Annotated in this window: 19 protein-coding genes and 3 pseudogenes; 5 read left to right on the top strand and 17 right to left on the bottom strand. The window is 61.9% G+C overall.

The features are described from left to right. Window positions 1-134 precede the first annotated feature (134 nt). A pseudogene (locus B5525_RS47665) lies at window positions 135-278 on the top strand (caspase family protein); the annotation flags it as partial. A gap of 94 nt (window positions 279-372) precedes the next feature. Here B5525_RS47665 and B5525_RS47010 read toward each other — a convergent pair. Beyond that, window positions 373-833, bottom strand: a pseudogene (locus B5525_RS47010) (3-beta hydroxysteroid dehydrogenase); the annotation flags it as partial. Between the two features lie 19 nt (window positions 834-852). Between B5525_RS47010 and B5525_RS40605 the strand changes: the two are divergent. Beyond that, the gene (locus tag B5525_RS40605; RefSeq protein ID WP_244567748.1) at window positions 853-2,535 is read left to right on the top strand and encodes an alkaline phosphatase family protein; all 1,683 of its coding nucleotides are present in this window, start codon (window positions 853-855) and stop codon (window positions 2,533-2,535) included. Between the two features lie 1,100 nt (window positions 2,536-3,635). Here the strand turns inward: B5525_RS40605 and B5525_RS40615 are convergent. After that, window positions 3,636-4,217, bottom strand: coding sequence for a hypothetical protein (locus tag B5525_RS40615; RefSeq protein WP_154073734.1), 582 nt, complete (start codon window positions 4,215-4,217; stop codon window positions 3,636-3,638). A gap of 4 nt (window positions 4,218-4,221) precedes the next feature. Beyond that, window positions 4,222-4,545: a PadR family transcriptional regulator gene (locus B5525_RS40620; RefSeq protein ID WP_079574441.1), complete on the bottom strand. Its 324-nt coding sequence runs from the start codon at window positions 4,543-4,545 to the stop codon at window positions 4,222-4,224. A gap of 665 nt (window positions 4,546-5,210) precedes the next feature. On the opposite strand from B5525_RS40620, the gene ltrA reads away from it, so the two are divergent. Next, the gene (gene ltrA / locus B5525_RS40625) at window positions 5,211-6,533 is read left to right on the top strand and encodes a group II intron reverse transcriptase/maturase (RefSeq protein WP_172900075.1); all 1,323 of its coding nucleotides are present in this window, start codon (window positions 5,211-5,213) and stop codon (window positions 6,531-6,533) included. 226 nt (window positions 6,534-6,759) lie between these two features. Here the strand turns inward: ltrA and B5525_RS40630 are convergent, their stop codons facing one another. Together B5525_RS40630 and B5525_RS40635 are read right to left on the bottom strand one after the other, a co-directional pair. After that, entirely contained in the window at window positions 6,760-8,058 is a 1,299-nt protein-coding gene (locus tag B5525_RS40630; RefSeq protein ID WP_154073735.1) for a sensor histidine kinase, read from the bottom strand. A gap of 5 nt (window positions 8,059-8,063) precedes the next feature. Beyond that, a complete protein-coding gene (locus B5525_RS40635; protein WP_079571897.1) occupies window positions 8,064-8,717 on the bottom strand; it encodes an MEDS domain-containing protein in 654 nt (217 codons plus the stop codon). Between the two features lie 550 nt (window positions 8,718-9,267). Between B5525_RS40635 and B5525_RS47670 the strand changes: the two are divergent. Next, window positions 9,268-10,774, top strand: a pseudogene (locus B5525_RS47670) (caspase family protein). Between the two features lie 3 nt (window positions 10,775-10,777). On the opposite strand, the gene B5525_RS40645 reads toward B5525_RS47670, so the two are convergent. The 8 genes from B5525_RS40645 to B5525_RS40680 all read right to left on the bottom strand — a co-directional run bounded on the left by B5525_RS40645 (window position 10,778) and on the right by B5525_RS40680 (window position 19,101). Then, on the bottom strand, window positions 10,778-11,725 hold the full coding sequence (locus B5525_RS40645; protein ID WP_079571898.1) for a glycosyltransferase family 2 protein: 948 nt from the start codon (window positions 11,723-11,725) through the stop codon (window positions 10,778-10,780). A 324-nt stretch (window positions 11,726-12,049) separates the two neighbouring features. After that, window positions 12,050-13,249 (bottom strand): flavin-containing monooxygenase, encoded by a 1,200-nt coding sequence (locus B5525_RS40650; RefSeq protein WP_244567750.1) that lies wholly within the window; start codon window positions 13,247-13,249, stop codon window positions 12,050-12,052. After that, window positions 13,195-14,313 carry a cobalamin-independent methionine synthase II family protein gene (locus tag B5525_RS40655; RefSeq protein ID WP_079571901.1) on the bottom strand — a complete coding sequence of 373 codons (1,119 nt, stop codon included), beginning with the start codon at window positions 14,311-14,313 and terminating at the stop codon, window positions 13,195-13,197. The genes B5525_RS40650 and B5525_RS40655 overlap by 55 nt, the downstream gene beginning before the upstream one ends. Before the next feature lie 72 nt (window positions 14,314-14,385). Further along, entirely contained in the window at window positions 14,386-15,102 is a 717-nt protein-coding gene (locus B5525_RS40660; RefSeq protein ID WP_079571902.1) for an ABC transporter ATP-binding protein, read from the bottom strand. Continuing rightward, window positions 15,095-15,847 (bottom strand): ABC transporter ATP-binding protein, encoded by a 753-nt coding sequence (locus tag B5525_RS40665; RefSeq protein ID WP_079571904.1) that lies wholly within the window; start codon window positions 15,845-15,847, stop codon window positions 15,095-15,097. The genes B5525_RS40660 and B5525_RS40665 overlap by 8 nt, the downstream gene beginning before the upstream one ends. Continuing rightward, window positions 15,844-16,875, bottom strand: a complete 1,032-nt coding sequence (locus tag B5525_RS40670) for a branched-chain amino acid ABC transporter permease (protein ID WP_079571906.1) — start codon at window positions 16,873-16,875, stop codon at window positions 15,844-15,846. The genes B5525_RS40665 and B5525_RS40670 overlap by 4 nt, the downstream gene beginning before the upstream one ends. Window positions 16,876-16,885: 10 nt before the next feature. Continuing rightward, window positions 16,886-17,755, bottom strand: a complete 870-nt coding sequence (locus tag B5525_RS40675) for a branched-chain amino acid ABC transporter permease (RefSeq protein WP_079571907.1) — start codon at window positions 17,753-17,755, stop codon at window positions 16,886-16,888. A 164-nt stretch (window positions 17,756-17,919) separates the two neighbouring features. Beyond that, window positions 17,920-19,101, bottom strand: a complete 1,182-nt coding sequence (locus tag B5525_RS40680; RefSeq protein ID WP_079574443.1) for an ABC transporter substrate-binding protein — start codon at window positions 19,099-19,101, stop codon at window positions 17,920-17,922. Window positions 19,102-19,453: 352 nt separating this feature from the next. On the opposite strand from B5525_RS40680, the gene B5525_RS40685 reads away from it, so the two are divergent. Next, entirely contained in the window at window positions 19,454-20,323 is an 870-nt protein-coding gene (locus tag B5525_RS40685) for an NAD-dependent epimerase/dehydratase family protein (RefSeq protein WP_079571909.1), read from the top strand. 128 nt (window positions 20,324-20,451) lie between these two features. Here the strand turns inward: B5525_RS40685 and B5525_RS40690 are convergent, their stop codons facing one another. The 4 genes from B5525_RS40690 to B5525_RS40705 are packed head-to-tail and all read right to left on the bottom strand — an operon-like array spanning window position 20,452 to window position 26,021. After that, window positions 20,452-21,459, bottom strand: coding sequence for a HupE/UreJ family protein (locus B5525_RS40690; protein WP_079571910.1), 1,008 nt, complete (start codon window positions 21,457-21,459; stop codon window positions 20,452-20,454). An 11-nt stretch (window positions 21,460-21,470) separates the two neighbouring features. Next, a complete protein-coding gene (locus tag B5525_RS40695; protein ID WP_079571912.1) occupies window positions 21,471-22,472 on the bottom strand; it encodes a peptidyl-prolyl cis-trans isomerase in 1,002 nt (333 codons plus the stop codon). A gap of 26 nt (window positions 22,473-22,498) precedes the next feature. Beyond that, window positions 22,499-23,584 carry a hypothetical protein gene (locus B5525_RS40700; protein ID WP_244567751.1) on the bottom strand — a complete coding sequence of 362 codons (1,086 nt, stop codon included), beginning with the start codon at window positions 23,582-23,584 and terminating at the stop codon, window positions 22,499-22,501. A 58-nt stretch (window positions 23,585-23,642) separates the two neighbouring features. After that, complete coding sequence (locus B5525_RS40705) at window positions 23,643-26,021, bottom strand: DUF3604 domain-containing protein (RefSeq protein WP_079574445.1); 2,379 nt, start codon at window positions 26,019-26,021, stop codon at window positions 23,643-23,645. Window positions 26,022-26,308: the final 287 nt, after the last annotated feature.

The following is a 26,308-nucleotide window of genomic DNA, read 5'->3' on the forward strand; positions in this document are numbered from 1 at the left end:
ACGCAATCATCCTTGTCGTGTGGATGTTTTGCATTGTCCTTTTCGCGGCCGGTTACGTGGCAGCGGGCATCTTCACAATCCTACTAACCGGTTATGCGCACCCAGCAGACTCATGGGCTTGCGGCCTGGGTAGCGCGCTCGACGGCGAAGGCGCCAACAGCCCGTTCTCGGCGGCGCTGTCGCGCCATATCGGCACGCCCGGGATCGAGGTGCGGCAGATGCTGACGCGGGTGCGCGCCGAGGTGGTCGCCAAAACCAGCGGCAAGCAGGTGCCGTAGTCGAACTCCTCGCTGCTCGGCGAGGTGTTTCTGGCGGCGAAATGAGGACCGGATTTCGTCGTGAGTGATGGGTCCGCTCGCGCCGGCGCCGTAGCTACTCGGCGAAATAAACGGGGTGATCGATATCGGCGATGAGCCCTGGCTGTTCCGGCTCCCAACCGAGCTCCGCGCGGGTGCGCGCGCTCGATGTCGGGGCGTCCATGCCTGTGAACATCGCGAACCAGCCGAAGTGCTGGGCTGCCTCATCCGCTGGTTTGAGACCACGGGAATGTTCAGGCGGCGACCGATCACTTCTGCGATCGCCTTGAACGGCACGCCCTCTTCGGCGGTGGCATGGAACGGGCCTCCGGCGGTGCCCCGCTCCAGTGCGAGCCGATAGACGCGGGCGGCGTCGAGCCTGTGCACGGCCGGCCGGCGGTTGAGCCCCTCGCCGATATAGGCGGACACGCCTTTCTCGCGGGCGAACTGGACGAGCCGTGGAACGAAGCCGTGATCGCCATGGCCGTGGACCGAAGGGGCGGGCCGGACGGTCGTTGCCCGAACGCCGCGGGTCGCATCTGTGTTCGGGATGGTCATGACACTATCATCGCAGTTTCACATCGGCGTCGTCTTCGCCGCGCTATGGGAGGGCCCCTGTGTTTTAATGGAGGCATCAAAAATGAATAGATTTATCAGGCTGGCGGTTGCTGTATTGCTCGGCTCGACTGCGCTGAGCACGGCCGTGCGCGCCGATGAGGACGATAACGGTCATAGCGCTATCAAGCATGTGCTTCTGATCAGCGTGGATGGCATGCATGAGGTCGACCTGCAGCGTTACGTCAAGGGCCACCCGACATCGAATTTCGCCAAGCTGCTGAGGCATGGTCTGCATTACACCGACGCACACACGTCCCATCCGTCGGATTCCTTTCCCGGACTGCTGGCGTTCATGACCGGCGCCTCGCCGAAGACACACGGCATCTTTTATGACGACAGCTATGACCACACGCTGTATCCTCCCGGAAGCAACTGTCAGGGGACGGCGGGCACCGAAGCCACTTACTTCGAAGCGCTCGATTACGATCTGACCAAGCTCGACGGCGGTGGCCCGGCCGGTTCCGACCACATCAATCCGGCGAACCTGCCGATGCGCAAGGTCGGCAGCACTTGCCAGGTGGTGTATCCGAACCAGTACCTGAAGAACGATACGACGACCATCATGGAAGTCATCCATGCCGCCGGCAAGCGCACGGCCTGGTCGGACAAGCACCCCGCCTATCAGATCATCAGCGGTCCCTCCGGCAAGGGTCTTGATGAGCTCTATGCGCCCGAGATCAACTCGACGAGCGTGCTCGCTACCGCACCCCAGCTGGTCCCGACACCTCAGGCGAGTGACGACTGGACCGTGAACCCGGTTTACACCCGCTACTACGATAATCTGAAGGTCACTGCGGTCCTGAACTGGATCAAGGGCCTTGATCACACGGGGACGACGACGGTTGGCGTGCCCGCGATCTTCGGCATGAACTTCCAGGCCGTCAGCGTCGGCCAAAAGGTCACGGCCGATGGTTACACCGATGCAATCGGCACACCGAGCGCGCAGCTCGAGCTGTCGCTCGACTTCGTCGACAGCTCCCTCGGCCAGATGCTCGCGCAGCTTGACAACCAGCATCTCATCCAGAGTACGCTGGTAATCGTCGGTGCGAAGCATGGCCAGTCGCCGATTGACGTGAGCCAACTTCACATGCTGCAGGGCAGCGCCAATCCGAGGCTCCTGTTCGGCCATGCCGACGTTATCGACCCGGTCGACCTCCTGACCGCCGGTGGTGTCGCGGTGGCGCAGGAGACTGCCGACGACGTCTCGCTGATCTGGCTGGCCGATCAGACCCAGGCCAAGAAGGCGGTCGCCATCCTCGAGAACGACCGGGCTCTCCTGAACCACGCTCGGATCGAGAAGATTTATGCGGGCGACGACCTGCAAGATAAGTTCGGCGACCCGGCCCTTGGCCGCACGCCCGACATCATTATCCAGCCAATCCACGGCACGATCTATAGCCGTAGCGCGGCGAAGGTTTCCGAGCATGGCGGCCTCACCGACGACGACACCCACGTCCTGCTGGTCGCCGCCAACCCGAGCTTCGAAGGAGCTGTGATTGGTGACAAGGTCGAGAACAAGCAGGTCGCGCCGACGATTCTGCGCGTGCTCGGCCTCGATGCCGACAAGCTCACTGGCGCCCGCGCGGAGCACACCCGGGCCCTGCCCGGTTTCGACCGCTGAACGAAACGTCTGACAAGACCAAGACCTCAAATCGACGGCGCCCGGTTCTATTCGGGCGCCGTTTTCTTGCAGCACTCTTTAAAAGTCGGTTTTTGGCACATCGCTTCATTCCGCTGGGCTGCGGAATTTGGTCGCTATAGGGGCATAGCGGACTCTGGCAAGCTGCGCGCCCGGCAGATTTACGCCCCATCAAAGTGATCGGCGCGGTGCTCGAAGGCTCCGACCGTCCGCTGCTCATGACGTCCGGTGTGGCGCACCTCGCCCCCGGCCGCACGGCGACCGAGCAGGATGTGCCACCTTTCAACTCTCCTTCCTCGGGCCGCTCTGCACCAGCGAGGGCACGCCGGCCGACAAGCAGATCGACGCCTGCAACAGGATCATCGCGCTGAAGGCGTTCGCCGGCGAGAAGCTGGCGACGGTCTATTTCTGGCGCGCGGTCGGCTGGAACAAGAAGGGCGACTACGCCAAGGTGACCGGAAGTGGTCTGCCGACGGCCGAACTGACGCGATTGACCCAAGCGGTCATCAGCCACAACGCCAGCATCGCGCTTGTATCTCGGCCTCCTATTCAGTTGCGCGGCAGAACAGGAGTCCTCGCAGCAGCTTGATAGTCCCCGCAATCGCAACGTCGTGTCGAACGTTGCTAAGGAGGAGGAAATGTGGTGCCGGCAAAACCGGGCAGCGTTTCCTCTTGAGCCCCATAGCGCACCATCGGCACTACGGGCGGGCCGTATGGATCGATCCGGTCGTCCTGAGGGCGATAACGATATCGTGGAACAATATAGGAATCCCAGTAAGGAGTTAGCCTTACTACGGGCACCCTGACGATAAGCCTCACCCGTGGTTCACGAACGACCTTGGCCTTCCGCGCATGGGCTGCGGCACTAAACGTCCCCAGGTTACACAGCACCAAGGCCGTTCCGAGAGCGAACGCGGTCATTATCCTCATACCTCAGCCTCCTTGCCACAGATTCAAATCAACGAGCACCTGGTCATGATCGTTCCAGCTGCGCGGGGCTAAACTTCAGGGCGGGGGTGGGCGAGGCGAGGATTGTGGTGCATTGCTGGCGCTCGACTCATGCAGCCGGGATGCGAGCTGTTTTACGGCATTCCATAGACATGTGTCGCGATGTACATGGCCAGCATCCCGAGTGGAAAGCCTCCGAAAACTTGCAAGGCCGGATGACCACGCGTCGGGCCGTAGAAGTAATACCCGATAACGAACAGCACTAGCCAAGCGACAAAGACGCCGATCACGCATATGTCAAACCGTGACCTGAAAAAGTGCGAAATGTTGTTATGCGGCGTCCCATAGAGACGTGTCGCGAAGTACATGGCCAGCATTCCCGGGAGAAAGCCTGCGAAAGCATGCAAAGCCGGACGGCCGGGCGTCGGGCCGTAGAAGAAATACCCGATCGCGAAGATCAACATCCACGTAACAAGGACAGCGATCACGTAATGGCCAAGCCGTGACCCGAAAAAGTGCGACAGAAGGCTCATCGCGAGGTCCTTTCCTATCAGCAGCCAAAGTTTCGCCTTCGACTCCGCCGCGTCTTCCAGGTCGGCGAAGTTTTGCAGCATCTCCGCGCGATGCCGTTGCAGAAATGACGGCGGGTAGAGTTCCAACAGGCGCGCGTAGAGGCGTAGCGATCGGGACTGCTTTAGCCGCGCGGGGCTCGTCATGGCGTCATGCGGTCCCGAGTTGGCGGCGCGCGACGCGGGCCACGCGCGACAGCCGCTCGGTTTCCGCGCGCAACGTGGTTTGGCCAAGCGCCGTGAGCTTGTAGTAAATGCGTCGCGGGTCCTGAGTGTTGCTCTTGGCAACCAGACCCGCCTCGATCATACGGTCGAGCGAGCCGTACAGCGTTCCCGGCCCCATTTTCACCGCATCTCCCGAATCCGCCTTGACCTGCTGCATGATGTCGTAGCCGTGGCGCTCCTTGCCGAACAAGGCGAGCAGGATGTGGAACACGGCGGGTGTTAGCGGCAGTGGCGGTTCCGGCTTGGTCATGCACCCCATGATATATCCGTAACAGATATAGTCAATAGCAACGATGAATTGCACCACGATGCTCGGTAATGTCGCCATTTGGCACGAAACGGACATGCCGACCCTATTGAGCGATGTCCGTTGTTGGGGGGTAGACCGGAAGTCGCCGCTGTCCTGTCAAACCGACGCGATTGACCGTGCGCCCCGAGGGCGCGAACTACCAGTGAGGGAGGGTCTCACCCGGATAATTGTCGATTGGTCCGGAAGCTGGCAGGCGGCACGGCCGGGTAACTGGTTGGGTCGGAGCCCTGCGACGAAGGCGGCCTTGGGCCGCTGAGCGATCCGATGGGCTGTAACAAAGTGAAGCCCGAGCAGGCCTCGAAAGTTCTAATGCGGATGCCGACCCTCCGGTCATTTGGGGAAGGCCGCACGTGTGGGGAAGCAATCGACACGCGCACCCACGCGATCCGCCGGGGTAGTGGGTACGGCACGTCGGAAGGGTGGTTCGCAGTTACAGGGGGAGACCCGTCGCGGACGAGGGTAGCGGCCTCAGCATCGCATCAGGCGGTGGTCACGGTGGGAGTCGGACGGGGCAGTAGGAGCGTTGATGCCGGGTAATGCCGGCGGAGCAAAGGGCCCCGACTTCTGGTGCGCTTTTGAAGATGGTGAGGTGAAGGTGATTGGCGATGAGCCTGACAACGCCTGATAAAGTCCGGAGCCTTCAGAGAAAGCTCTACTGCAAAGCCAAGGCGGAGCCCACCTTCCGCTTCTATTTGCTCTACGACAAGATCTGTCGCGAGGACATCCTGGTCCACGCCTATCGGCTCGCCCGCGTTAATGCGGGTGCACCGGGTGTGGATGGGATGACGTTTGCTCGCATCGAGAAGCAGGGCCTGGAAGCATGGTTGGCGGGCTTGCGCGCGGAACTGGTCTCGAAGACGTACCGACCCGATCCGGTGCGGCGGGTGATGATCCCCAAAGCGAATGGTGGCGAGCGTCCGCTCGGCATTCCGACCATTCGTGATCGTGTGAATCAGACCGCCGCCAAGATCGTGATCGAACCCATCTTCGAGGCTGACTTCGAGGACAATGCCTACGGCTACCGGCCCGCTCGCGGGGCGGTGGATGCGGTCAAGGAAGTGCACCGGCATTTATGCCGGGGCTATGCTGACGTAGTTGACGCTGATTTGTCCAAGTACTTCGATACGATCCCGCATTCCGAGCTGATAAAGTCAGTAGCCCGGCGTGTCGTGGATCGAAACGTCCTGCGCCTCATCAAGATGTGGCTGAGGGCGCCGATCGAGGAACGGGACGCGGACGGAACGCGGCGCATGAGTGGCGGCAGGGGAAACACGCGCGGCACACCGCAAGGCGGCGTCGCAAGTCCACTGCTGGCTAACATCTACATGAACCGGTTCCTGAAGCATTGGCGTTTGACTGGATGCGACGACACGTTCCATGCTCACGTCGTCTCCTATGCTGACGACTTCGTTATCCTCAGCCGCGGTCGCGCGGCGGAGGCATTAGCGTGGACGAAGGCGGTGATGACCAAGCTCGGGTTGACGATCAACGAGGCGAAGACTTCGTTGAGAAACGCCCGACAGGAACGCTTCGACTTCCTCGGCTACTCGTTCGGCGCGCATCGGTTTGAGGCGAACGGGAATTGGTATCTGGGTGCGAGCCCGTCCAAGAAGAGTGTGCAACGGCTCAAGACAAGGATCGGCGATCTTCTGGTGCCGAGCAATATCGATCCATGGCCGGAAGTATGTGACAAGCTGAACAGGTCTCTGCGAGGCTGGTCCAACTACTTTGGCTACGGCTCGCGGAGCAAGGCATACCGTAGCGTCGACCAATACGTCTTTGAACGTCTGCGCAGGTTCCTCGCGCGAAGGCACAAGGTGCAAGGGCGCGGCAATCGCCGATTCACATTCGATGTCATTCATCGAGAACTCGGGGTTCTGTGCCTCCAACGCCTGCCCCGAGTAGCCCCGTCGCGTGCCTCGCGGTGAAGCCGGTCGGAAAGCCGGATGCCGGCAATCGGCTCGTCCGGTTTGATGAGCGAGGATGGGAAACGGGGCGTTGGCCATAGGCCCCAACTACCGCGCCCATCCTCGACTCTACCATCAGCGACGTGGCTAGATTTCGCGCATCACCTCAGGGCGCGAGCACGTGCCGGGTCGCGCCCGTTGCCGTCCGTCACGCCCACGCGTCACGTTATGGAACGCGCGTCGTTATTCAGGCTTGATGTTGGCGAGCTTGATCACCTTGGCCAACGTTCGTCGGCAACTCAAATTGGAAAATCGAGCCTTTGTCGATCCCCCGCGTCACCCAAATACGGCCGTTATGGCTTTCGATAATAGAATGGCAGATAGAAAGGCCAATTCCCATACCACGCTCTTTGGTCGTGAACATCGGGTTGAAAATACGATCGTGGTTGGATGGATCGATACCCGTGCCAGTATCCTCGACGGCCACGTGAACAAAATTTGGTTTGCTAGTGCAGGATCGTATGCTCAATATTCGCGGCTCTACCTGCATCGCCTCAATGGCGTTCATGACCAAGTTTAAAACGACTTGCTGCAATTGAACTCTGTCGCCTTCCAAGGCCGGGAGTGATTCATCGAGTTCTGTGTGCAGCTCTACCCCATGCTTCTGCAACTCGTGGCGCACAATAGCAAGAACCGTGAAGATCAGCTTGTTGATGTCGATTGGGTTTCTCGCCTGCGTTTCCTTTTTGAGCATTCCGCGAAGGCTTGTGATGATTTCACCTGCACGGAGACCGTTACTTTCGATTTCATCCAGCGCGTCTCGCGCCTTTTCTATGCTTGGCTCTCGCAATGCAAGCCATTGTCGGGCGGCACTGGCTTGGATTACAATCCCGGTTAGTGGTTGATTGATCTCATGAGCAATGGACGCCAAAAGGACCCCCGTAGTCGCTAGGCGATTCATGTGGACCAGCTCAGCCATTGTCCGCTGTAATTCAGCCGTCCTTTCCATCACCTTCATCTCAAGTTCGTCGCGGGCTTTACGAACTTCCTCCTCAACGCGGCGCCGTTCATGAATCAAGTTCGTGCTGCGGAAGGCTGTCGCCGCATGATTCGCAGCCACTGTAAGCAGCATCCTGTCAGTTTCGGTTGGGAAGTTGCTACGCTCACAGCCGACGGCTAGAAGACCAGCGTACGCGTTGAACCCGATAGGAATAATAATACCGCGGAGCGATTTCAGTCTGTCATCAAAGCCAACAACATTTGGAATGATCTGCCTACGCAAAGACCCATCGAAAGTAGAAAATTGGGCCTGCAGCCAGTCTAAAAATTCGCTGGTGGCGCATCCACTCGTAACGTCGATCGTTACCTCTCCGGTGGGATCGAGCAAGCGCACGAACGCAAAATCAAAACCCAACGACCCCGCCAGGATGTCGGCCAGTCCGGCGGCAATCGTGCGCGGTTCGATCCCGATCCATCCCGCCGGGATGGTCGAAAGTGCGACCAAATCCCGAAGCGCTGCTCGCAGCCGCAGATTCTCGTCAGCCATCACTATCAGTGTGCTTGGATCGTGCGGCGCCGAGCCGATTTTCTCTCTCGGAGTTCAAGGAGGAACTGGTCTGGAGGAACAAAGAACGGGTTCTCCTGGAGCACCCCTCCGACAATCACGACGGGGTGAACCCGCAACATGTCCATCACCAAGCTGGCACTGAAGTTCGTCAGATCGTAGGTGCAGATTACCGGATCGTTGTATTTGGAGACCGCGTAGTTGACGCGAGTCTCGTATTCCAACCAGTTATCTTCGCCTGCCTTGTCCACCAGGGACGGTTCCACGCGCGACACAAATCTGATGAGGGGATTACCGGCTGCCGCCCCTGATCCGAGCACCTCTTCGAGCAAGGCGAGCATCCCATCCTGATCGAAGCGATCGTCGCGCAGGTAAGCGTCCTGCCAGCGCCGCAGCTCCAGCTGTCCGGTTGCTATCGCCTGCTCCACATCTATGCCAGCTTCGGCGAGTCGCTTCAGATGATCCTCCCGCAGCTCGGGATCCACGATATGAAAAGCCTTGTCGCCCCGCGCGAACCCCTCTTTGATGAACGACCGAAGCACCATGTGCTGCTCGTCGAAGCCATTGAAAAAAGCGCAAATGTGACACTGTTTGCCAAGCACGCCATCAGCTACGTGGATGGGACATTCATTGCCTCTCATGATGGACCTCCGCGAAAATGGATTTCCGCCTCCCACCTGCAGGACATTTCGTGAACGTTAATCTTGAGGAGCATGAAGTCAAGCTCTCATTTTGCGGCTAAATTTGCGCAGTCACTCGCTCGTCATGATCCGAGTAGTGCGGCACGCGCATCTTCTTCTGCATGCTTTGCGACATCAGTGCACCTAAGAATCGCAAGTACAAACCGGAGTGACGATGCCGCATCCCACGCGCCAATCTTACCCGCCTGAGTGGATAATCGGTGCTGAGCTGATCGCGACCGCTTCTGGCACATCGCTTCATTTCGCTGGGCTGCGGAATTTGGTCGCTATAGGGGCATAGCGGACTCTGGCAAGCTGCAAGCCCGGCAGATTTACGCGCCATCGAAGTAATCGGCGCGGTGCTCGAAGGCTCCGACCGTCCGCTGCTCGTGACGTCCGGTGTGGCGCACCTCGCCCCCGGCCGCACGGCGACCAAGCAGGATGTGCCACCTTTCAACTCTCCTTCCTCGGGCCACTCTGCACCAGCGAGGGCACGCCGGCCGACAAGCAGATCGACGCCTGCAACAGGATCATCGCGCTGAAAGTGTTCGCCGGCGAGAAGCTGGCGACGATCTATTTCTGGCGCGCAGTCGGCTGGAAAGGGCGACTACGCCAAGGTGATCGCCGACACCACCGAAGCACTGCGGCTGACGCCCAATCGGCCGCCCTACAACATGCGCGGCTCGGCCTATTACGACAAAGGCGAATACGACATCGTCATCGCCGATTTCAACGACGCGCTGCGGATCGGGCCGCCCAACGGCACCATCTTCGACAACGGCGGCAACGCCTTCCGCTCCAAGGGAGATCTTGTCCACGCCATCGCCGATTACGACGAGGCGATCCGGCTGATGCCGAAGAATGCCTATTCGTACCAGAACCGCGGCTCGGCCAAGCAGGCGCTCGGCGACCTCGACGGGGCGCTCGCCGACATCAACGATGCGATCAGGTTTGATCCGGCATTGCCGTCCCCGCTGATCAACCGTGCGGTCATCTGGCGCGCCAAGGGCGACTTCGACCGCGCCATCGCCGACGCCACTGCGGCGATCGGACTGGCCAGGGCCAGGATGCCCGGCAATATCATGACGCCGCCGGGCAGCGTCCTTGATCTCGGCCTATAGCCAGCGCGGTCTCGTCTATGAAGCGAAGGGCGACTACGAGCACGCCAGACAGGATTTCAATGCCACGCTCGAAGGCGTGGCCGTGGAGCGGGCAGCAAGGCCAACCAGGCCACTGCAAGGGTGCGGCTGTCATTGCTGACGGATGCGTCTGCGCCCTCGCCACCGCCACGAACGACGCCGCAGACGGCGACATCAACACCAGCATCGCCGCTGACATCAACGCCCGCACCTCCACTCGCTGTCGCGGCGAGCGGCGACACCGGCCTGCGCGTCGCGCTGGTGATCGGCAATGGCGCCTATGCCAATGTCCGGGCGCTCCCCAATCCGCCCAATGACGCGCGTTCGGTCGCGAAAAGCCTGCGCGACATCGGCTTTGCGGTCTCGGAAGGCATCGATCTCGACCGCGTGGCGATGCAGAAGATGACCCGCGATTTCCTGCGCGACCCGGCCCGGGCGCAGGTCGCGGTGGTCTATTACGCCGGCCACGGCGTCCAGATCGACGGCCGCAACTACCTCATCCCGGTCGATGTGCGGCTTCGACGCCTGCCGCAACAATCCGCTTGAGCGGCAGGTCGCTTCCGCCGGACCGAACCGCGCCATCGAGGCCGGATCAGGGCTGGCGTCAGTGGCCGCGTTTGGCTCCGGTGCGTCACGTCACTTGGCGCCGGGACGTTGATCGCGTTCGCGACCGCGCCCGGCCAGGTCGCGGTCGACGGGGAAGGCGCTAACAACCCGTTCTCGGCAGCGCTGTCGCGCCACATCGGCGCGCCCGGAATCGAGGTGCAGCAGATCCTGACGCGGGTGCGCGCCGAAGTGGTCGCCAAGACCAGCGGCAAGCAGGTGCCGTGGTCGAACTCCTCGCTGCTGGGCGAGGTCTATCTGGCGGCAAAGCCCTAGAATTCAGGATTGGCGCGACGTCGCAGAGAGCGCCGGCTGCGCCAGATAGGCCAACAGCTTGGTCTCCCGCCGGCCCCGCGTCACGGTATCGAGCACCAGGCCCGAAGATACCGACAGCACTGCCAAGATCATCAGGCCCATCGCCAGCACCGCAGTCGGCAGCCGCGGCACGATGCTCTGTTCGAGATAGGTGACGATGACGGGAATCGCCAGGCCGATCGAAACCAGCGTCAGAAAGCCGCCGATCGCGCTGAAGAACCGCAGAGGCTTTTCCGACCGGTAGAGTTTCAGGATGGTACCGAGGATGCGAAACCCGTCGCGCCAGGTGTTGAGCTTGCTGACTGAGCCCGCCGGCCGCTCAAAGTACGGCGTTTCGATCTCCACCACTGGCAACGCCAGTTCGAGCGCGTGAACGCTGATTTCGGTTTCGATCTCGAAGCCGTCGGAAAGGATCGGAAAGGACTTGACGAAGCGTCGCGACAACACGCGATAGCCGGACAGAATATCCTTGAACGCCCGGCCAAACACCATCGACAGAAAACCGGTCAGCATCCTGTTGCCGAAGCGGTGCCCGGGCCGATAGGCGGCCTCAGCCCGGTCGACGCGAAGGCCCACCACCATGTCGAGACGATCCTCACGCAGCGCCGCGATCATCTTCGGTGAACTCGCTGCATCATAGGTGGCGTCGCCGTCGACCAGCACGTAGATGTCGGCATCGACGTCGGTGAACATGCGCCGCACCACGTGACCTTTGCCCTGGCGACGCTCGCTGCGGACCTGCGCTCCCGCCTCGCGTGCAACCGCCACGGTTCGATCCGTGGAATTATTGTCGTAGACGTAGATCTCGGCTTGCGGCAACGCCTTGCGAAAATCCCCGATCACCGTGGCGACCGCGGCCTCCTCGTTGAAGCAAGGCACGAGAACCGCGATCCGGATCGAGTGGGAAATCATGGCGACGACCGCGTGGGAAGGAGGGGGCCGATTGATTCTGCTTCAGCTAGCCGAACAGCAGACTACATAACCAAAGCATCGCCAGGCAATGGTATATATGGCGTGAAGATCGGCCGGGTCAAATCAGGTCTGCCCTACTCGCAAGGTTTCCGGTCACGATCGAGACCGCCGCTGCGCAAAATTACGCCGGCCGGCCGGGGCTACGGTTAGATCAAGAGCAGCCCCGCAGATCCCGGAAACACCGCAGACAATGCTGTAACTCAAATCCATAACAAGGCATAATCGAGTCGTGGGTGGATACCGGGCGGAGCAGCGGGGGAGGTCTCATCTATGACGCGGCATACCGCTTCGCGCTATCCGCTGCGCTTCGATGCCGATCTCGCGCAACTGTCCGGTCGGCGACGTGATCTGACCACAGAAATAGAGCCCGGGCACGATCGCCTCGCCCGTCACCAGCGGCATTCCGTGCCTGTCGAAGATGCCTTCCACATCAGGGATCAATTGGCGCAGGTCGGGGCGGAAACCGGTCGCAAGGATGATTGCGTCAAATGCTTCGCTGCTCCCGTCGTCAAAGATCACGCCGTCGGTGGCAAACCGGTCGATGCCCCCGCGTACCCTGATGGAGCCGTCCCTGATCCTGGCCAGCGTGCCGATGTCGATCAACGGCACGCGTCCATCCTCCTCGACCATCTGGCGCGGTCCCTTGGCCGCCCGGCGCGATCCCAGGCTTTCAATGCGACCGACGGCCAGCCGCAATATCGGCGCGTTGATCAGATCGACCATGCGCGCAGGCAAGCGGCGATAGAAGATGGCCCAGGTGAGAATCGGAAGACCCAGCAGTTCGCGCGGCAGTATCTGAACGGGGCTTCGAACCGCGAGAGCGACATTGACAGCGGCATTCGCCAGATCCAAAGCGATCTCGCCGCCTGAATTGCCGAATCCGACAACCAGCACACGTTTGCCCGCATAGGGCGCGGGATTGCGATAGTCGCTGCTGTGGACGACGGCGCCTCGATAAAGCTCAGAACCCGGCCACGACGGACGATACGGCGCGTCGGCTATCCCGGTCGCGACGACCACAACGGAGGCGGAGGTCGTGCCTCGATCCGCATCCAAGCACCATTGTGCGCCATCGCGCCGGATGCGCGACACCGTCGTGTTGAAAACCGGCCTGATATCAAAGCGTGCGGCGTAGGTTTCGAGATACTGGACGAGGTGTTCGCGAGATGGATAGGTCGGAAAAGCATTCGGCATCGGCATGCCGGGCAGGCCCGAATGATTGCGGTCGGTGTGAAGGTGAAGCCGATCGTAATGGCGTCGCCACACCGCGCCGACGCCATCAGCCTTCTCCAGCACCGTGGCCTTGAGCCCCACGGCCTGCATCGTCGCGGCACATGCCAGCCCCGCAGGACCGGCACCCACGATGATCGCGTCGATATCCGGCAATCGTCCCTCCGCGGGGAATTTATCTACTTCCCCCACACCTCGTTGGCGACATCGACGGCGAGCTTCAGCTTCGCCCATTGTTCTTCCTCGGTGAGCAGATTGCCCTCTTCGGTCGAGGCGAAGCCGCATTGCGGGGACACCGCGAGCTGGTCGAGCGGCGCGTATTTGGAGGCTTCCTCCAGCCGGCGCTTGATGTCGTCCTTTTTCTCGAGCTCGCCGCTTTTCGAGGTGATGACGCCGACCACCACGATCTTGTTGCCCTTCGGCAGAAACCGCAGCGGCTCGAAACCGCCGGCGCGCTCGGAATCATATTCGAGGAAATAGCCGTCATAGTTGGTTCCGGCCAGCATGGTCTCCGCCACCGGCTCGTAGCCGCCGGACGAAATCCAGGTCGAGCGGAAATTGCCGCGGCAGACATGGGTGGTGATGGTCATGTCGGCCGGTCGCTCGGCGATCGCATAATTGATCACGCGCGCGTAGATCTCCTGCAGGCCGTCGGGATTGTCGCCGCGGTCCTGCGCCTTTTTCAGCTCGTCCTGCGAGCAGAGATAGGCCCACACCGTGTCGTCGAACTGCAGATATCGGCAGCCGGCGTCGTAGAAGGCCTTCACCGCCTTGCGATAGGTCTTGGCGAGATCCTCGTAGAACACGTCCAGATCAGGATAGACCTGCTTCGAGATCGCCCTGCGCCCGCCGCGGAAATGCAGCACCGCCGGCGACGGGATCGTCATCTTCGGCATGACATGGGCGACGTCGCAGTGCTTTTTCAGGAATTTGAAATGGTCGAGCATCGGGTGGTCGTCGGGAAAATCGAGCTTGCCGATCACCCGCACCGCGTCGTGCCGAGTCTGGACGCCCGCGAACTGGATGCCCTCATCGGGGTGAAACAGCTCGCAGCCCGTCAATTTGGCCAGGAAATCAAAATGCCACCAGGAGCGACGGAATTCGCCGTCGGTCGCGAGCTTGAGCCCGATCGAGGCCTGCTTGTGCACGACCTTCTCGATTTCCATGTCCTCGATCTTGCGCAGGTCTTCGGCCGAAATCTCGCTTTTCTCCAGCCTGGCGCGCGCCTCCTTGATTTTCGGCGGCCGCAGCAGGCTGCCGACCTCGTCGGCGCGGAAGGGGGCTTTTGTTCTTTGCATGGTCTTCTCTCCCGGAATTTAGGCGTTCTCAAGCGGTACCGGTTCGCGTGACGAAAACGCGTTAAGATGGAATTAATGTGCCGCTGCCCCCGAGACGCCGAGAAAGCGCTCGAGCACCGCGGGATCGGCTTTCAGCGCGGAACTTGCCGCGTCATGGACGATCGTGCCGCGCTCCAATATCACAACGCGGTCGGCCAGCCCTAGAATCTTTTGGGCATTCTGCTCGACGATGATGGAGCAGATGCCGCCCGAGCGGGTAATCGTGCCGAGCGCCCGGAGCAGCTCCTCGACGATGATCGGAGCCAGCCCCTCGGTCGGCTCGTCCAGCAGCAGGACCTGCGGATTGAGCGTCAGCGCGCGGCCGATCGCCAGCATCTGCTGCTCGCCGCCGGAAAGCTGGTTGCCGAAATTGTTGCGCCGCTCCTTCAGCCGCGGGAACATCTCGTAGACCTTGGCCACCGTCCACGGCCCCGGCTGCGCCACCGCGGTCATGTTCTCTTCGACCGTCAGCGACTTGAAGATATTGCGCTCCTGCGGCACCCAGCCGATGCCGGCCCGCGCCCGCTGGTCCGGCCGCATGCCCGTGATGTCCCGCCCGCCAAGGGTAACACTGCCGCCGAAACGCCGGGTGACACCCACGATCGAATTGATCAGCGTGGTCTTGCCGGTGCCGTTGCGGCCCAACAGCGCCAGCACCTGGCTTTCGGGCAGGCGCAGCGACATGCTCGGCAATACCACCGCCTGGCCGTAGCCGGCGCGCAAATTCTCGATGCAAAGCAGATCAGACATCGGCGGCCTCGCCGAGATAGACCGCCTTGACCTGCGGATCGCGCGCCACCTCGTCCGGCGGACCCTCGACCAGGAGCGCACCAGAGACCAGGACCGAAATGCGGTCGGCGAACGAGAACACCAGATCCATGTCGTGCTCGATCAGGAGCACGGTAACGTCGCGCGGCAGCGAAGCCACCGCGGAGAGGATATCGTGGCGCTCGCTTTCGGGAACGCCGGCGGCGGGTTCGTCCAGCAGCAGCACGCGCGGCTTGGCGGCGATCGCAACCGCGATCTCCAGCAGGCGCTGCTTGCCGTAGGGCAACGTCGCGGTGAGATCGTTCATGACGTCGAGCAGATGGAAGCGCGCGAGATTTTCGGCGATCTCGGCATTGACGTCGTCGCGGGTGCCCATGCGCCGCCACCAGTCGCCGCCGCGGCCGAGTCGTTCCGATACCGCAAGCCCGATGGTCTCCAGCGGCGTGAGGTCAGCGTAAAGCTGGTTGATCTGGAAGGTGCGCGACAGTCCGCGCAGCACGCGGGTGTGCACGGGCAGATCGGTGATGTCGTTGCCTTCCAGCAGGATGCGGCCGCCATCGGGCCTGAGCACGCCGGTCAACAGGTTGATGACGGTGGTCTTCCCGGCGCCGTTCGGGCCGATCAAGGCGTGGCGGGCGCCCTGCTCGATCCTGAGCGAAAGGTCGCGCGTGACCTTGAGGCCGCCGAAATGCTTTTCCAGCCCCCTTGTTTCCAGCGCGACCGTCATGGCGTTTCGCTCTCGGGAATGACGACGCTCGCCTTGCGGCCGCCGAGTTGCCGGATCACCAGGTTCGGCAGCCACAACACCCAGCGATGCATGCGCTGGCGGCCGACCAGCACGATCGCGACCAGCACGAGGCCGATCCAGAACTGCCAGTATTGCGGCGTGATGGTCGAAAACACTTCCTGCAGCATCTTGAACACCACCGCGCCGATCAGCCCGCCGTAGAGATAGCCGGTGCCGCCGATCACCAGCACCAGCATCAGGTCGGCCGAGCGCTCGAACGAGAACACATCGAGCGACGCCAGCTGGGTGCTCTGGGTGAACAGCGCGCCGGCAATCCCGGCGTAGAATGCCGCGATCGTATAGATCGCGATCAGCCGCTTGTTGACGGGGATGCCGATTGCGGCCGCCCGCAGCGGATTGTTCCGGATGGCGCGCAGCGACAGGCCGAACGGCGAGTGCACGATCCGCCGCGCCAGCAAAAACAGCAGGAACAGCACGCCAAGGCAGTAGAAGAAGCCGACCTTGCCGAACATGTCGAACGCGAACAGGCCGAGGATCGGCTGCATCTCGATGCCCTGCAGCCCGTCGGTGCCGCCGGTGATATCGGAAAAGCGTTCCGCCAGCGCCTCCAGCAGCAGCGCGATCCCGAGCGTCACCATCAGCCGGGTGAGGTCGGCGCCCCGGATCACCAGGAAGCTTGTGACGAAGCCGAGCACCATCGCGACCAGGCCGGCCGCGATCAGTGCCAGCACGGGCTCGGTGATGACACCGTGCAGGGCCAACAGCCCCGCGGAATAGGCGCCGACGCCGAAGAACGCGGCATGGCCGAGCGACACGATCCCGGCATAGCCCAGGATCAGGTCGAGCGAGAGCGCGAACAAGGCCAGCCGCACGATATCGGTCATGATCAGGTAGCGCGACGGAAACAAAAAGGCGCAGGCGAGCGCGAGAACCCAGAACGCGATCTCGCTCCAGTGCCAGCGCGCGTGCGCCCTGGCGTGATATCCGAGGTCGGCTTGCGCGGTCATGGCACTGGGCTCAACGGGTCGCGGTGCGGCCGAACAGGCCGTTCGGACGCCAGATCAGGATCACGATCATGATGGTGTAGATCACGAACGGTCCGATTTTCGGCACGTAATATTTGCCGGCGACGTCGCCGATGCCAAGCAGCAGCGAAGCCAGAAACGGGCCGGTGATGCTGGAGGAGCCGCCGACCGTCACCACGATCAGAAAGTAGATCATGAACTTCAGCGGAAAATACGGATCGAGCCCCAAAATCTCCGCGCTCAACGCGCCGCCGAGGCCGGCGAGGCCGCAGCCGAACGCGAAGGTGAGCGCAAATACCTGCGGCACATTGATGCCGAGGCCAGAAGCGGCGCGCGGGTCGTCGACCGCGGCCCGCAAGCGGCTGCCGAACCGCGTGCGCGCCAGAACCAGTTGCAGGCAAGCGGTCAACAGGCCGCAGATCACGACGATCATCAGCCGGTAGCGGCCAATGCCGACGCCGAAGAAATCGATCTGCCCTTCGAGGGCTTGCGGAATCCTGATGAAGACCCGCGACGAACCCATGATGTAATCGACCGCCGCCACCGACATGAAGACGAGGCCGACAGAAAACAGCACCTGATCGAGATGGCTGCGGGCGTAGAGGTGACGATACAGCGACCGCTCCAGCACCGCCCCGATCAGCGCGCTCGCCACGAAGGCGAGCGGAAGCGCCGCGAAAAACGGCCAGCCGGACTGGTTGACCAGCACCGCACAGACATAGCCGCCCGTCATGGCGAAGGCGCCGTGGGCGAGATTGACGAAATTCATCAGCCCGAGCGTGACCGCAAGCCCGCAGGCGAGCACGAACAGCAGCATGCCGTAGGCGACGCCGTCGAACAGGTTGGTGAGCAGCGATGTCATTTAATTTACACTCGTCATTCTAAGATGTGCAATTGCACATCAGAGGCAGCGCGATAGCGCTGAACCCGGAATCTTGCGCAACAATATCGGGATTCTCCGATGTGCAATTGCACATCGGAGTTCGCTGGCTTCGCCAGCGCCCCGGAATGACGCCGAAGCCGGCGTCACTTCTTCGTCTTGCCGGCATCCTTGACGGCCTCGAAGGTCGCGAATTCGACGTTGTAGAGTTCGCCGTCGACCTTCTCGACCTTGCGGATATAGATGTTCTGCACGATGTCGCGGGTTTCCGGATCGATCGAGATCGGGCCGCGCGGGCTTTCCCACTTCATGCCCTTCATGGCTTCGATCAGCGCATCGCCGTCGGTCTTGCCGCCGGTCTTTTGCAGCGCTGCGTAGATCAGGTGGATGCCGTCATAGCCGCTCACCGCCATGAAGCCGGGACGCGAACCAAACGCCTTCTTGTAGGCGGCGACGAATTCCTTGTTCATCGCCGACGGATGAGCCGCCGAATACAGATGCGCGGTGACGGTGCCGAGCGCGGCGTCGCCCATGCCGTTGAGGAGATCGTCGTCCATCACGTCGCCGGGGCCGATCACCTTGATGCCGGCCTTGTCGAGCCCGCGCTCGGCATATTGCTTCATGAAGTTGCCGCCCTGCCCCGCCGGCACGAACACGAACATGGCGTCGGGCTTGGCATCCTTCATCCGCTGCAGGAACGGCGCGAAGTCGGGATTGGCCAGGGGAACCTTGACCTCCTCGACGATCTCACCGCCGCCGGCCGTAAAATTCTGCTTAAAGAAATTCAGCGCGTCGTTGCCCGGAGCGTAGTCCGAGGTCAGGGTCGCGACCTTCTTGATGCCGTTCTTGACCGCCCAGTCGCCGATGATGGTGGAGGATTGCGCCAGCGTAAAGCTGGTGCGCACGATATAGGGCGAACGCTCGGTGATGATCGAGGTGCCCGCCGCCATCACGATTTCCGGGATCTTGGCCTGCGTCGCCAGCGGCGCCGCGGCCAGTGCGGCCGGCGTCACGCCGAAGCCGGCGATGAAATTGACCTTGTCGTTGACGATCAGTTCCTGCGCGAGGCGCTTGGTGTTGTCGGGAACCGCCGCGTCGTCCTTGAGGATGATCTCGATCTTCTTGCCGGCGACGGTGTCGCCCTTCTGCTGCATGTACAGCTTGATCGCATTGTCGATCTGCTTGCCGGTCGATGCCTGGCCGCCGGTCATCGGCAGGATCAGGCCGATCTTCACCGTCTCCTGCGCCTGGGCAGGTGCCAACGCGGCTAGTCCCGCGGTCGCAACGCCGGCTGCGGCCAACGACAACATCTTGGTGCGAATGAACATGAACGCTCCTCCTTGATCGGTTTCGTAGTTTGAACCGAGTCCCCGGCCCTGCCGTACCATACCCCGGATTCCCGAGCCATGTGCCGGCGCGGCATGACGTCTTATATCGGCGCGGCATGGCGTCTGAAGCGCGCGGCGATGTCAATCACGACAAAGGGCGGCCATCTCCCCGGCTCCTTTGCCGGGCTGCACACCCGCCGCAGGTCTCCAGCGGCAATCCGGGAGCAATTCCAGGTACAATAATACCTGATATAACGAATAAGATAATTTGCGCGCCCCCACCGGTCTTCTATGAAAGCAGGAGGCACGAACGATTCGAAACCGGCATTGCGCCCGGGATGAGCGGGCTTGAGTGGACGCGAAAATAGAGACTGAGCCGGGGAGCAGCCTGGTCATAGGCGGTACCGGGCTCGTCGGCGGCTACATCGTCGAGCACCTCGTGCGCCGCGGCGAGCGTCCGCAGGTATTGTCGCGGTCGCAGCGGGACGGACCGGGCATCCACTGGTGTCGCGGCGACCTCACCCAGCCTGATCCGCTGACGCTGCCGCCATTTGCCACCCTCTACTGCACCGCCGACGCCATCCTGCTGGCGGACAGGCTGCCGCGGCTTTTCAGCCCGCCCTTAAAACGGGTGGTCGTCTTCAGTTCGACCAGCGTCCTGACCAAGCAGGATACGGAAGTGGCGTCCGAACAGGAGACGATCAGAAAACTCACCGACGCCGAGCGAAGGATCGCCGCGGCATGTGAACAGCAAAACGTCGGCTGGACGATCTTGCGCCCGACCCTGATCTACTCGGAAGGCCGCGACACCAACATCACGCCGTTGTCGCGGCTGATCCGCCGGTTTGGCTTCATGCCGCTGGTCGGCGGAGCATCCGGCCTGCGGCAACCGGTGCATGCGGAAGATCTGGCGATCGGCGCCATCGCCGCGGCATCGAGTCCCGCGGCCGTCAACAAGACCTACGCTCTCCCTGGTGGAGGGGAGACGCTCACCTACCGCGAGATGATCGGCCGGATTTTCGACGGACTGCGGCTGCCACGCCGCACCGTCTCGGTGCCGCCTTTGCTGTGGAGAGCCGCCTTTGGCCTGGCGAAGCCGCTTTTTCCCGGCGCGAATGTGGCGATGGGCATCCGCATGATGAAGGACATGACGTTCGATTCCACCCCGGCCATTGAGGACTTCGGCTGGAATCCGAGGAAGTTCAATCCCGTATTCGACTAGACTAGTGGCGTGAATCCATAAATCTGCCGGGCGGACCGCTCGCCAAGGTCCGCTATGCCCCGGCGGGCGGCAGCAGCCTCCCCAGTTGGTGCGCGCGCATCCGGTCGTTGCGTGTTACGGCAGCGTCCTCATGCCCAAAATCCTGCCAGCCGTTCAACGAACCAGAACGCTGCCACGACGCCGACCCCATAGGCCGTGACGGTCCGCAACCGAAATTCGATGATCCTGGGGATTCGAAATTGCTTGGCTAGCTGCATCACGCCGAGAACGGCGGCGATGAAAGCAAGCTGTCCCACCTCGACGCCGATGTTGAAGGCGAGCAGCGCAAGTGGGACGTCGCCTTGTGGAAGACCGATATCGATCAATGCGCTGGCGAAACCGAGGCCGTGCAGAAGACCGAATGAAAAAGCCACCGCCCATGGCCAGGTGGCGGTCAAGCTGGGCTCCCCCCGCTGCCGCCGCAGGATCTCGCTCGCCAGAAGCAGAATGCTCAGCGCAATGCACGCTTCGACCGGCGGCCCCGGCACATGGATGACGCCCAAGGTCGCAAGCGAGAGCGTGATCGAATGTGCGAGGGTGAAGCCCGTCACCGTCAACAACAGCATCCGCGTGTTGCGCACGATGAGGATAAGCCCGAGCACGAACAGAAGATGGTCGAACCCGAACAGGATGTGCTCGATACCGTGCGACAGATAGGCGCCGGCGACCGCGAGAGGCCCGAGCGACGTCGCGATGTCGACCCACGGCTGCGACGGCCGCACCAGCGTAGTCGAATGCGTGCCATCCAGCATCTGCACGCGCACCAGAACATCCGTGACCGTTGCCTGAAGCCCCACGAACTCAATGCGCTTCCCCGCCAGTCCCTGGGCGCCCACGTCGATCACTTGGCGTTCGACAAGGGAATCTGAGAGCTCTTGCGCGCCAGGCGCGACGACATCGCGAACTTCGTCCGGGAGCCGCAGCACTACCGGCAGGCGCATGCCGGCAAGCACTGGCGTTCGCCAAAGCAGCTGGTAGCGGCCGGGCCCGACTTCATCGATCTGCAGATAGGCCGGCCGGACCTCGTGAGCGTGCGCGAGCGTCATCGGCACCATCAGCAGACCGACCCACGCGACCTGGAGCCACCGCCATTGCATCGATCGCGCCCTCACTGTGGAAGCACGTCGGTCGACGCGACCGGCGCCTGAGGATTCCGCAGGCTCCCGAAGTCGACCGATTCGATGGGCGGGACCACGACCGTGTAGCGCGCGCGCATCGCCTCGTATGCAATCCGTTTGATCTCGCGCTGCTTTTGATCCAGCCAGGCGGATTTGACGTCGGGCTCGACTTCCTCGAACAAAGGCACCCGGCCCGGCTCTATGGCGTCGACGAAGACGAGATGCCAGCCATAGCCCGACTGGATCGGCCCCTGCCATGCACCGGGCTTGAGTTGAAACACCGCACTCGCGAAATCCGGGCCAAACTCCTTGGCGATCTGCTCGGGCGCTCGTTCAGCGTAGTAGTCCTGAAACATAAAGGGGTCGGCAACCGTAGCGACTTCAGGTGCGTTGGCCGGCTTATCGGAGATCTTGTCGAGTATCGCGGCAGCCCTGTCGCGAGCGCCAGGCCGATCGAAGGAGAAGTACAGGTGGCGAAAGCTCACGCGCGGCGGAAGTGCAAAGCGATCCGAATTCTGCGTGTACCAGGCTCTGAGTTCGGCATCGCCGGGATCCTGCAAAGCGGCAATATCTGCTGCCAGGAAATCCATCTTCTGCGCCAACCGGCGCTTGATGATCTCGTCATCCTTGTCGAGCCCAAGCGCCACGGCTTCACGGGAGAGAATCTCCTCGCTTACCCGCTGCTCGATCAGGGCGTGCATTTGATCAGCAGTCGGCAGTGGCCGGCCTTGCGCGAGCCATTGCACCGCCAATTGGCGGAGATCGTCCTTCGTGAGCGCGATCTGATTGGTTCGGTCGGTCCGGTTGGCGGTCGGGTTCAACAGTTGATAGATCGCGAAGATCAGCCCACCCGCAAAAAGGCAATGGAGCAGCGGTTCCCGCAACCACCTGCGCACAAGGGTTGGCGGTTTCGGCCCAGTCTGTGACTCATCCAGCGCTGACTCGGACGGTTCCGAGGTCGGCTGCGGTCGGAAAAGCGGCTGCGGTGCCATGGGGTTGGCCTGTCAGGATGGGGGATCTATTCAAGAGCCGCGTTGGCGGATGCGGCGCGCTGCAGATAGTTGACGATGGCAAATTCGGAGGCCGGATCCGCTATCGTGTTGGACTTGAGCAGCGCTGCATATTCCGTCGCGGCGTCCCAATAGTCCCAGTCAGCCAGTTGCAGCGCCACGAACCCGGCCATCGGTGGGCGCTCCCTGATGAAAGCTCGGTACGCCTGGATCACACGCTGGCGGGGCACGGTACGATTCGCCTCGCCGTGAACGTTGAGCGCAAGCAGGGCGGCCTCGATTTCCGGCATCGTCCGGCTGCGATCGGCGAAATACATCGTCTCGATCCAGCCAACGCGAGATGGCCCGCGCAATTCGAGGTCAGCGCCAATCGTCGCGGCGAGGTTCGTGGCGTCGTGCGAACTCCATGCGGCTTCGATGTGCTGCTCGAGCCGCGCGACGTCGGCTGGACCGCCGACAAAACCAAGCAAGAGAGTGTAGGCGGCATGGCGTGAGGCGAGCTTTGGATCGTCCAGCCAGCGCTCAACCGCCGCCGCATCGATTTGCGATCTCGCAACGTCCACGGTCGCGTAAGGGGTGCGCGCCAATTCGCCCCATGCGATCTGGGCAGCCAGCGGGTCGGAGGTTTCGAGATAGGGCAGAACGAGCGCAATACGTTGCCGCCAGCCGGCGTAGCTGAGCGTGGACGACGTCTGCATGTTCGACGGCCAGGTGGGCCGTGGACGGTCGCCTTTGACGAAAGCGGTCGAAACCAGTTGCCGAAGCCAATCCGCGTATTCAGCCCGGATGCTGCCCAGACTGCTCCATTGCGAAGCATGCGGGTCACGAACGAGCAGGCAAGGATCGGAGCCCGGTGCCGTTGCTGGGTCGAGGCTCGTCACCGGGTCGGCGATGATATCGCCGACAACGGCTTTGCCCTTCACGACCTCGACTATCCGGTGTTGGTTTGTGCCCTCAAGGGGCACGGCGAGCACCACTCGATCTGCCATATCCAGACGCTGGCCGATGGTCACCATTTGGCGAGCGGCTTCATAGCAGAGCTGGCATGCCATCGCGGCCGCTGCCGAGATCAGGAGGAAGAAGGCGGCCAGCATGCACTTGAGCCACCCGAGCAAGCGAGACCGCGGCAGTCGAACCGACATCGAAGCCTCCTCAGCGCAGCACCGGCTTGCCCGGCAACGGACTGAGTTCGGGCACTGCCGGGATGATCTCGTAATTCGCGAAGCCGAACTCGTTGCTGCGGGCGCCGTAATACTTGTCTCCCAGCTTGTAGGCGGTGACTTCGATCGGCGTGCCGGCGATCACGGTGACGATCTTGCCGTTGTTGACGTAATAGGGCGAGGGCGTGCCGAGATAGCTGGCCCCCGCCGGATCGCCGACGGCGCTTGGCTGGACAACGCCACGGCCGGCGTGATCGATCAGGCTCTGACCCTGATTTTGGCCGAGTTTTGACGTCACGTACGTCGGATCGATCGGCGTGAGTGTTTGCGTGGCATTGGCAGTCCCCGACGCGCTATATGTAATCTTGAACTTCGTGCCGGTGACGTTGTTCTGCAGCCACGGGGACTTGTCGACGATCAGCGCCTTCAGCTGAGCATCGCTGAGGGCAACCGCCCCCTGTTTCTTGAGATCGTCAACGGTGGGACCAGCCTTGGCGACTTTCCGCGTTTCGGCGGTCGGGCTGTACCAGATCGGGGAGCTCCATGCCCGCTCCTGGACGGTTGCCGCCACCACGTCGGGCGGCGCGATGCCGAGTTGCGCGGCCTGGATCGTCGTCCAGCGCGGCGTCGGAATCTCGAGCACGCGGGCGTAGTAGAACGCCGGAACGCTCGGATCGAACTCAGGATCGCTCCACACGGTCTTCAGTTCGACGGCGCCGCTGCTGTTCGTGTAGGTGGCTTTTTCGACGTCGACCGTGCTTGCAATCGGTGGCACGCGACCTGTCCACCTGTCGGGCTCACGGTCACCCGCCCAGGCAACATCGAAGACTTTCTCGAAGCTCTGACCGCTCTTGGTCCAGCCCTTGATGATCTGGATGCGGTCGAGATTGCCGGAGGTGGGATCCTTGACCGCCCACACCGCGAATGACGGTGTCTTGTCGCCCGCGGGCATCGAGGTCAGATCTCCGCCCATCGGCACTCCCTGTGCGTAGGCGGCCTTGATCCAATCGCGGTCCTTGATCCAGTCCGGCGTGAATTTCCAGAATGCCCGCCGCTGCTCGGCCGTCGCTGTCTCGGCATAGCTCCAGCCGCCGAAAAAACGAACCTTGATGTGCGGGCCGCTGACCGCGAAGGTCTCCTTCCGCTTCATGGCGTTGAAGATCGATTCGCGGGTGTTCTCCTCCGCCCACACGCCGGTGAGCCCGGCGGGGCCTTCTTTGCGCACATCGAGGCCGGCGAACAGATGTCCCGACATGCGGGTCTCGATGGTTCCGTCGGCGATACCGTGCGCCCCGAAGAAGTTGTCCTGGCGATAAGCCACCCCGGTGTCGTGCGAGTCGGAGGCGGCGCCGAAACCGAACCTGTAGGGGTTGAAACCCTTGGTGTCCTCGAGTGCGAGCCCATCCTTTAGAGCCTGGCGGGCATAACTGCCGATGACATGCGGAATGCGGCCGGCGGGATCGCCGAGGAGATAAGTAAGGATCTCGAAGTTGGCGAACTCGTCATTGGGCGAGAGCAGAGGATGGGTTTCCGATTGCCCCTTGATCTGTTTGATCTCGACCAAAGGCTCATTGCGGTTCCGGGATTCTGCATAGGCTCTGTCGATCGGCCGTCCATGGAGGTCGACGTCGGTCGGATACATGCGGCCATCCGAGAGGTTGGCGTTATGCGAGATTGCGAGAAGTTCGTTGCCCGCCTTGCGTTGGCCATCCATCCAGGTCCACAGGTCGGTCGGGTCAGGCGAATCGAGCGAACTGAACGGCATCGCCGGCACATGGGCGCAATCCTTGAAGAAGACATTGCGGTGGAGGTTCATGTTGTTCGGCATGGATGTCCACTCATAGCTGCAGAAGGCAGTGAACTTGCCGGGTTCATTGGCCTTGTCCGCGAGTTGGACGTTCTGTTCCCAGACCGTGTGTGCGATCTCGGGACTCGCGAGCGCCTTGACCGGCGCGCCACCGAGCAAGTTGGCGCCGTAGAGGTAGACTCTTTGAACCTCTTCTGGGCTGTTGTTCTTGAGGATCAGCGGCGCCGCGGCTGGCAACTTGCTAATCGGCGAACTGGGATCATTGGCCAACTTCATCACGCCGACATATTCGGAGTGATCGGTGACGCCGGCGAAGTCGAGCGGCGTCTCGATCTTGATGTCGAAGCCGAGCGGATGCTTGATGGTCTCGCCCTTGAAATATTTGTAGGCATCGCCGGGATCCGTCACCCGATTGCCGAACAACCACGCATCCAGCGACCAGCTGGTGTGAACATGCGTCTCGCCAAAATAGGCGTCCCTGAGAGGGTTGCCCTGGGCTAACGCTGGTGATCCGGATCCCAAGAGCAGTGCCGAAGCGAACACAACAACCGTCGTTCTTGGCATGTCGAGATCCTTTCCGTTGAACGGTCCCTGCCGCGAGAATGGCCGGTTGAGAGGAACCGTGCTATGCAAATTCGGCACGAAGCCTTCGCAGGACCCTTCATCAATCCGGACGGCCCAGACACGCCAATGCCTTGAAAACCAATATATGAAAGATGACCGCATTTTCCGTTATGCCGCCGAAAGCGGAAGTAAATTCAGAGAATTAGCGGCTCCGCGACCGCCGTTGCGGGTTGATGGTACGGCCGCGGACCTGATTCAAGCTCCGAAACCGGAGCCTCGAATCATGC

Origin of the sequence: Bradyrhizobium erythrophlei (genome assembly GCF_900129505.1) — a bacterium.
Taxonomy (GTDB): domain Bacteria; phylum Pseudomonadota; class Alphaproteobacteria; order Rhizobiales; family Xanthobacteraceae; genus Bradyrhizobium; species Bradyrhizobium erythrophlei_D.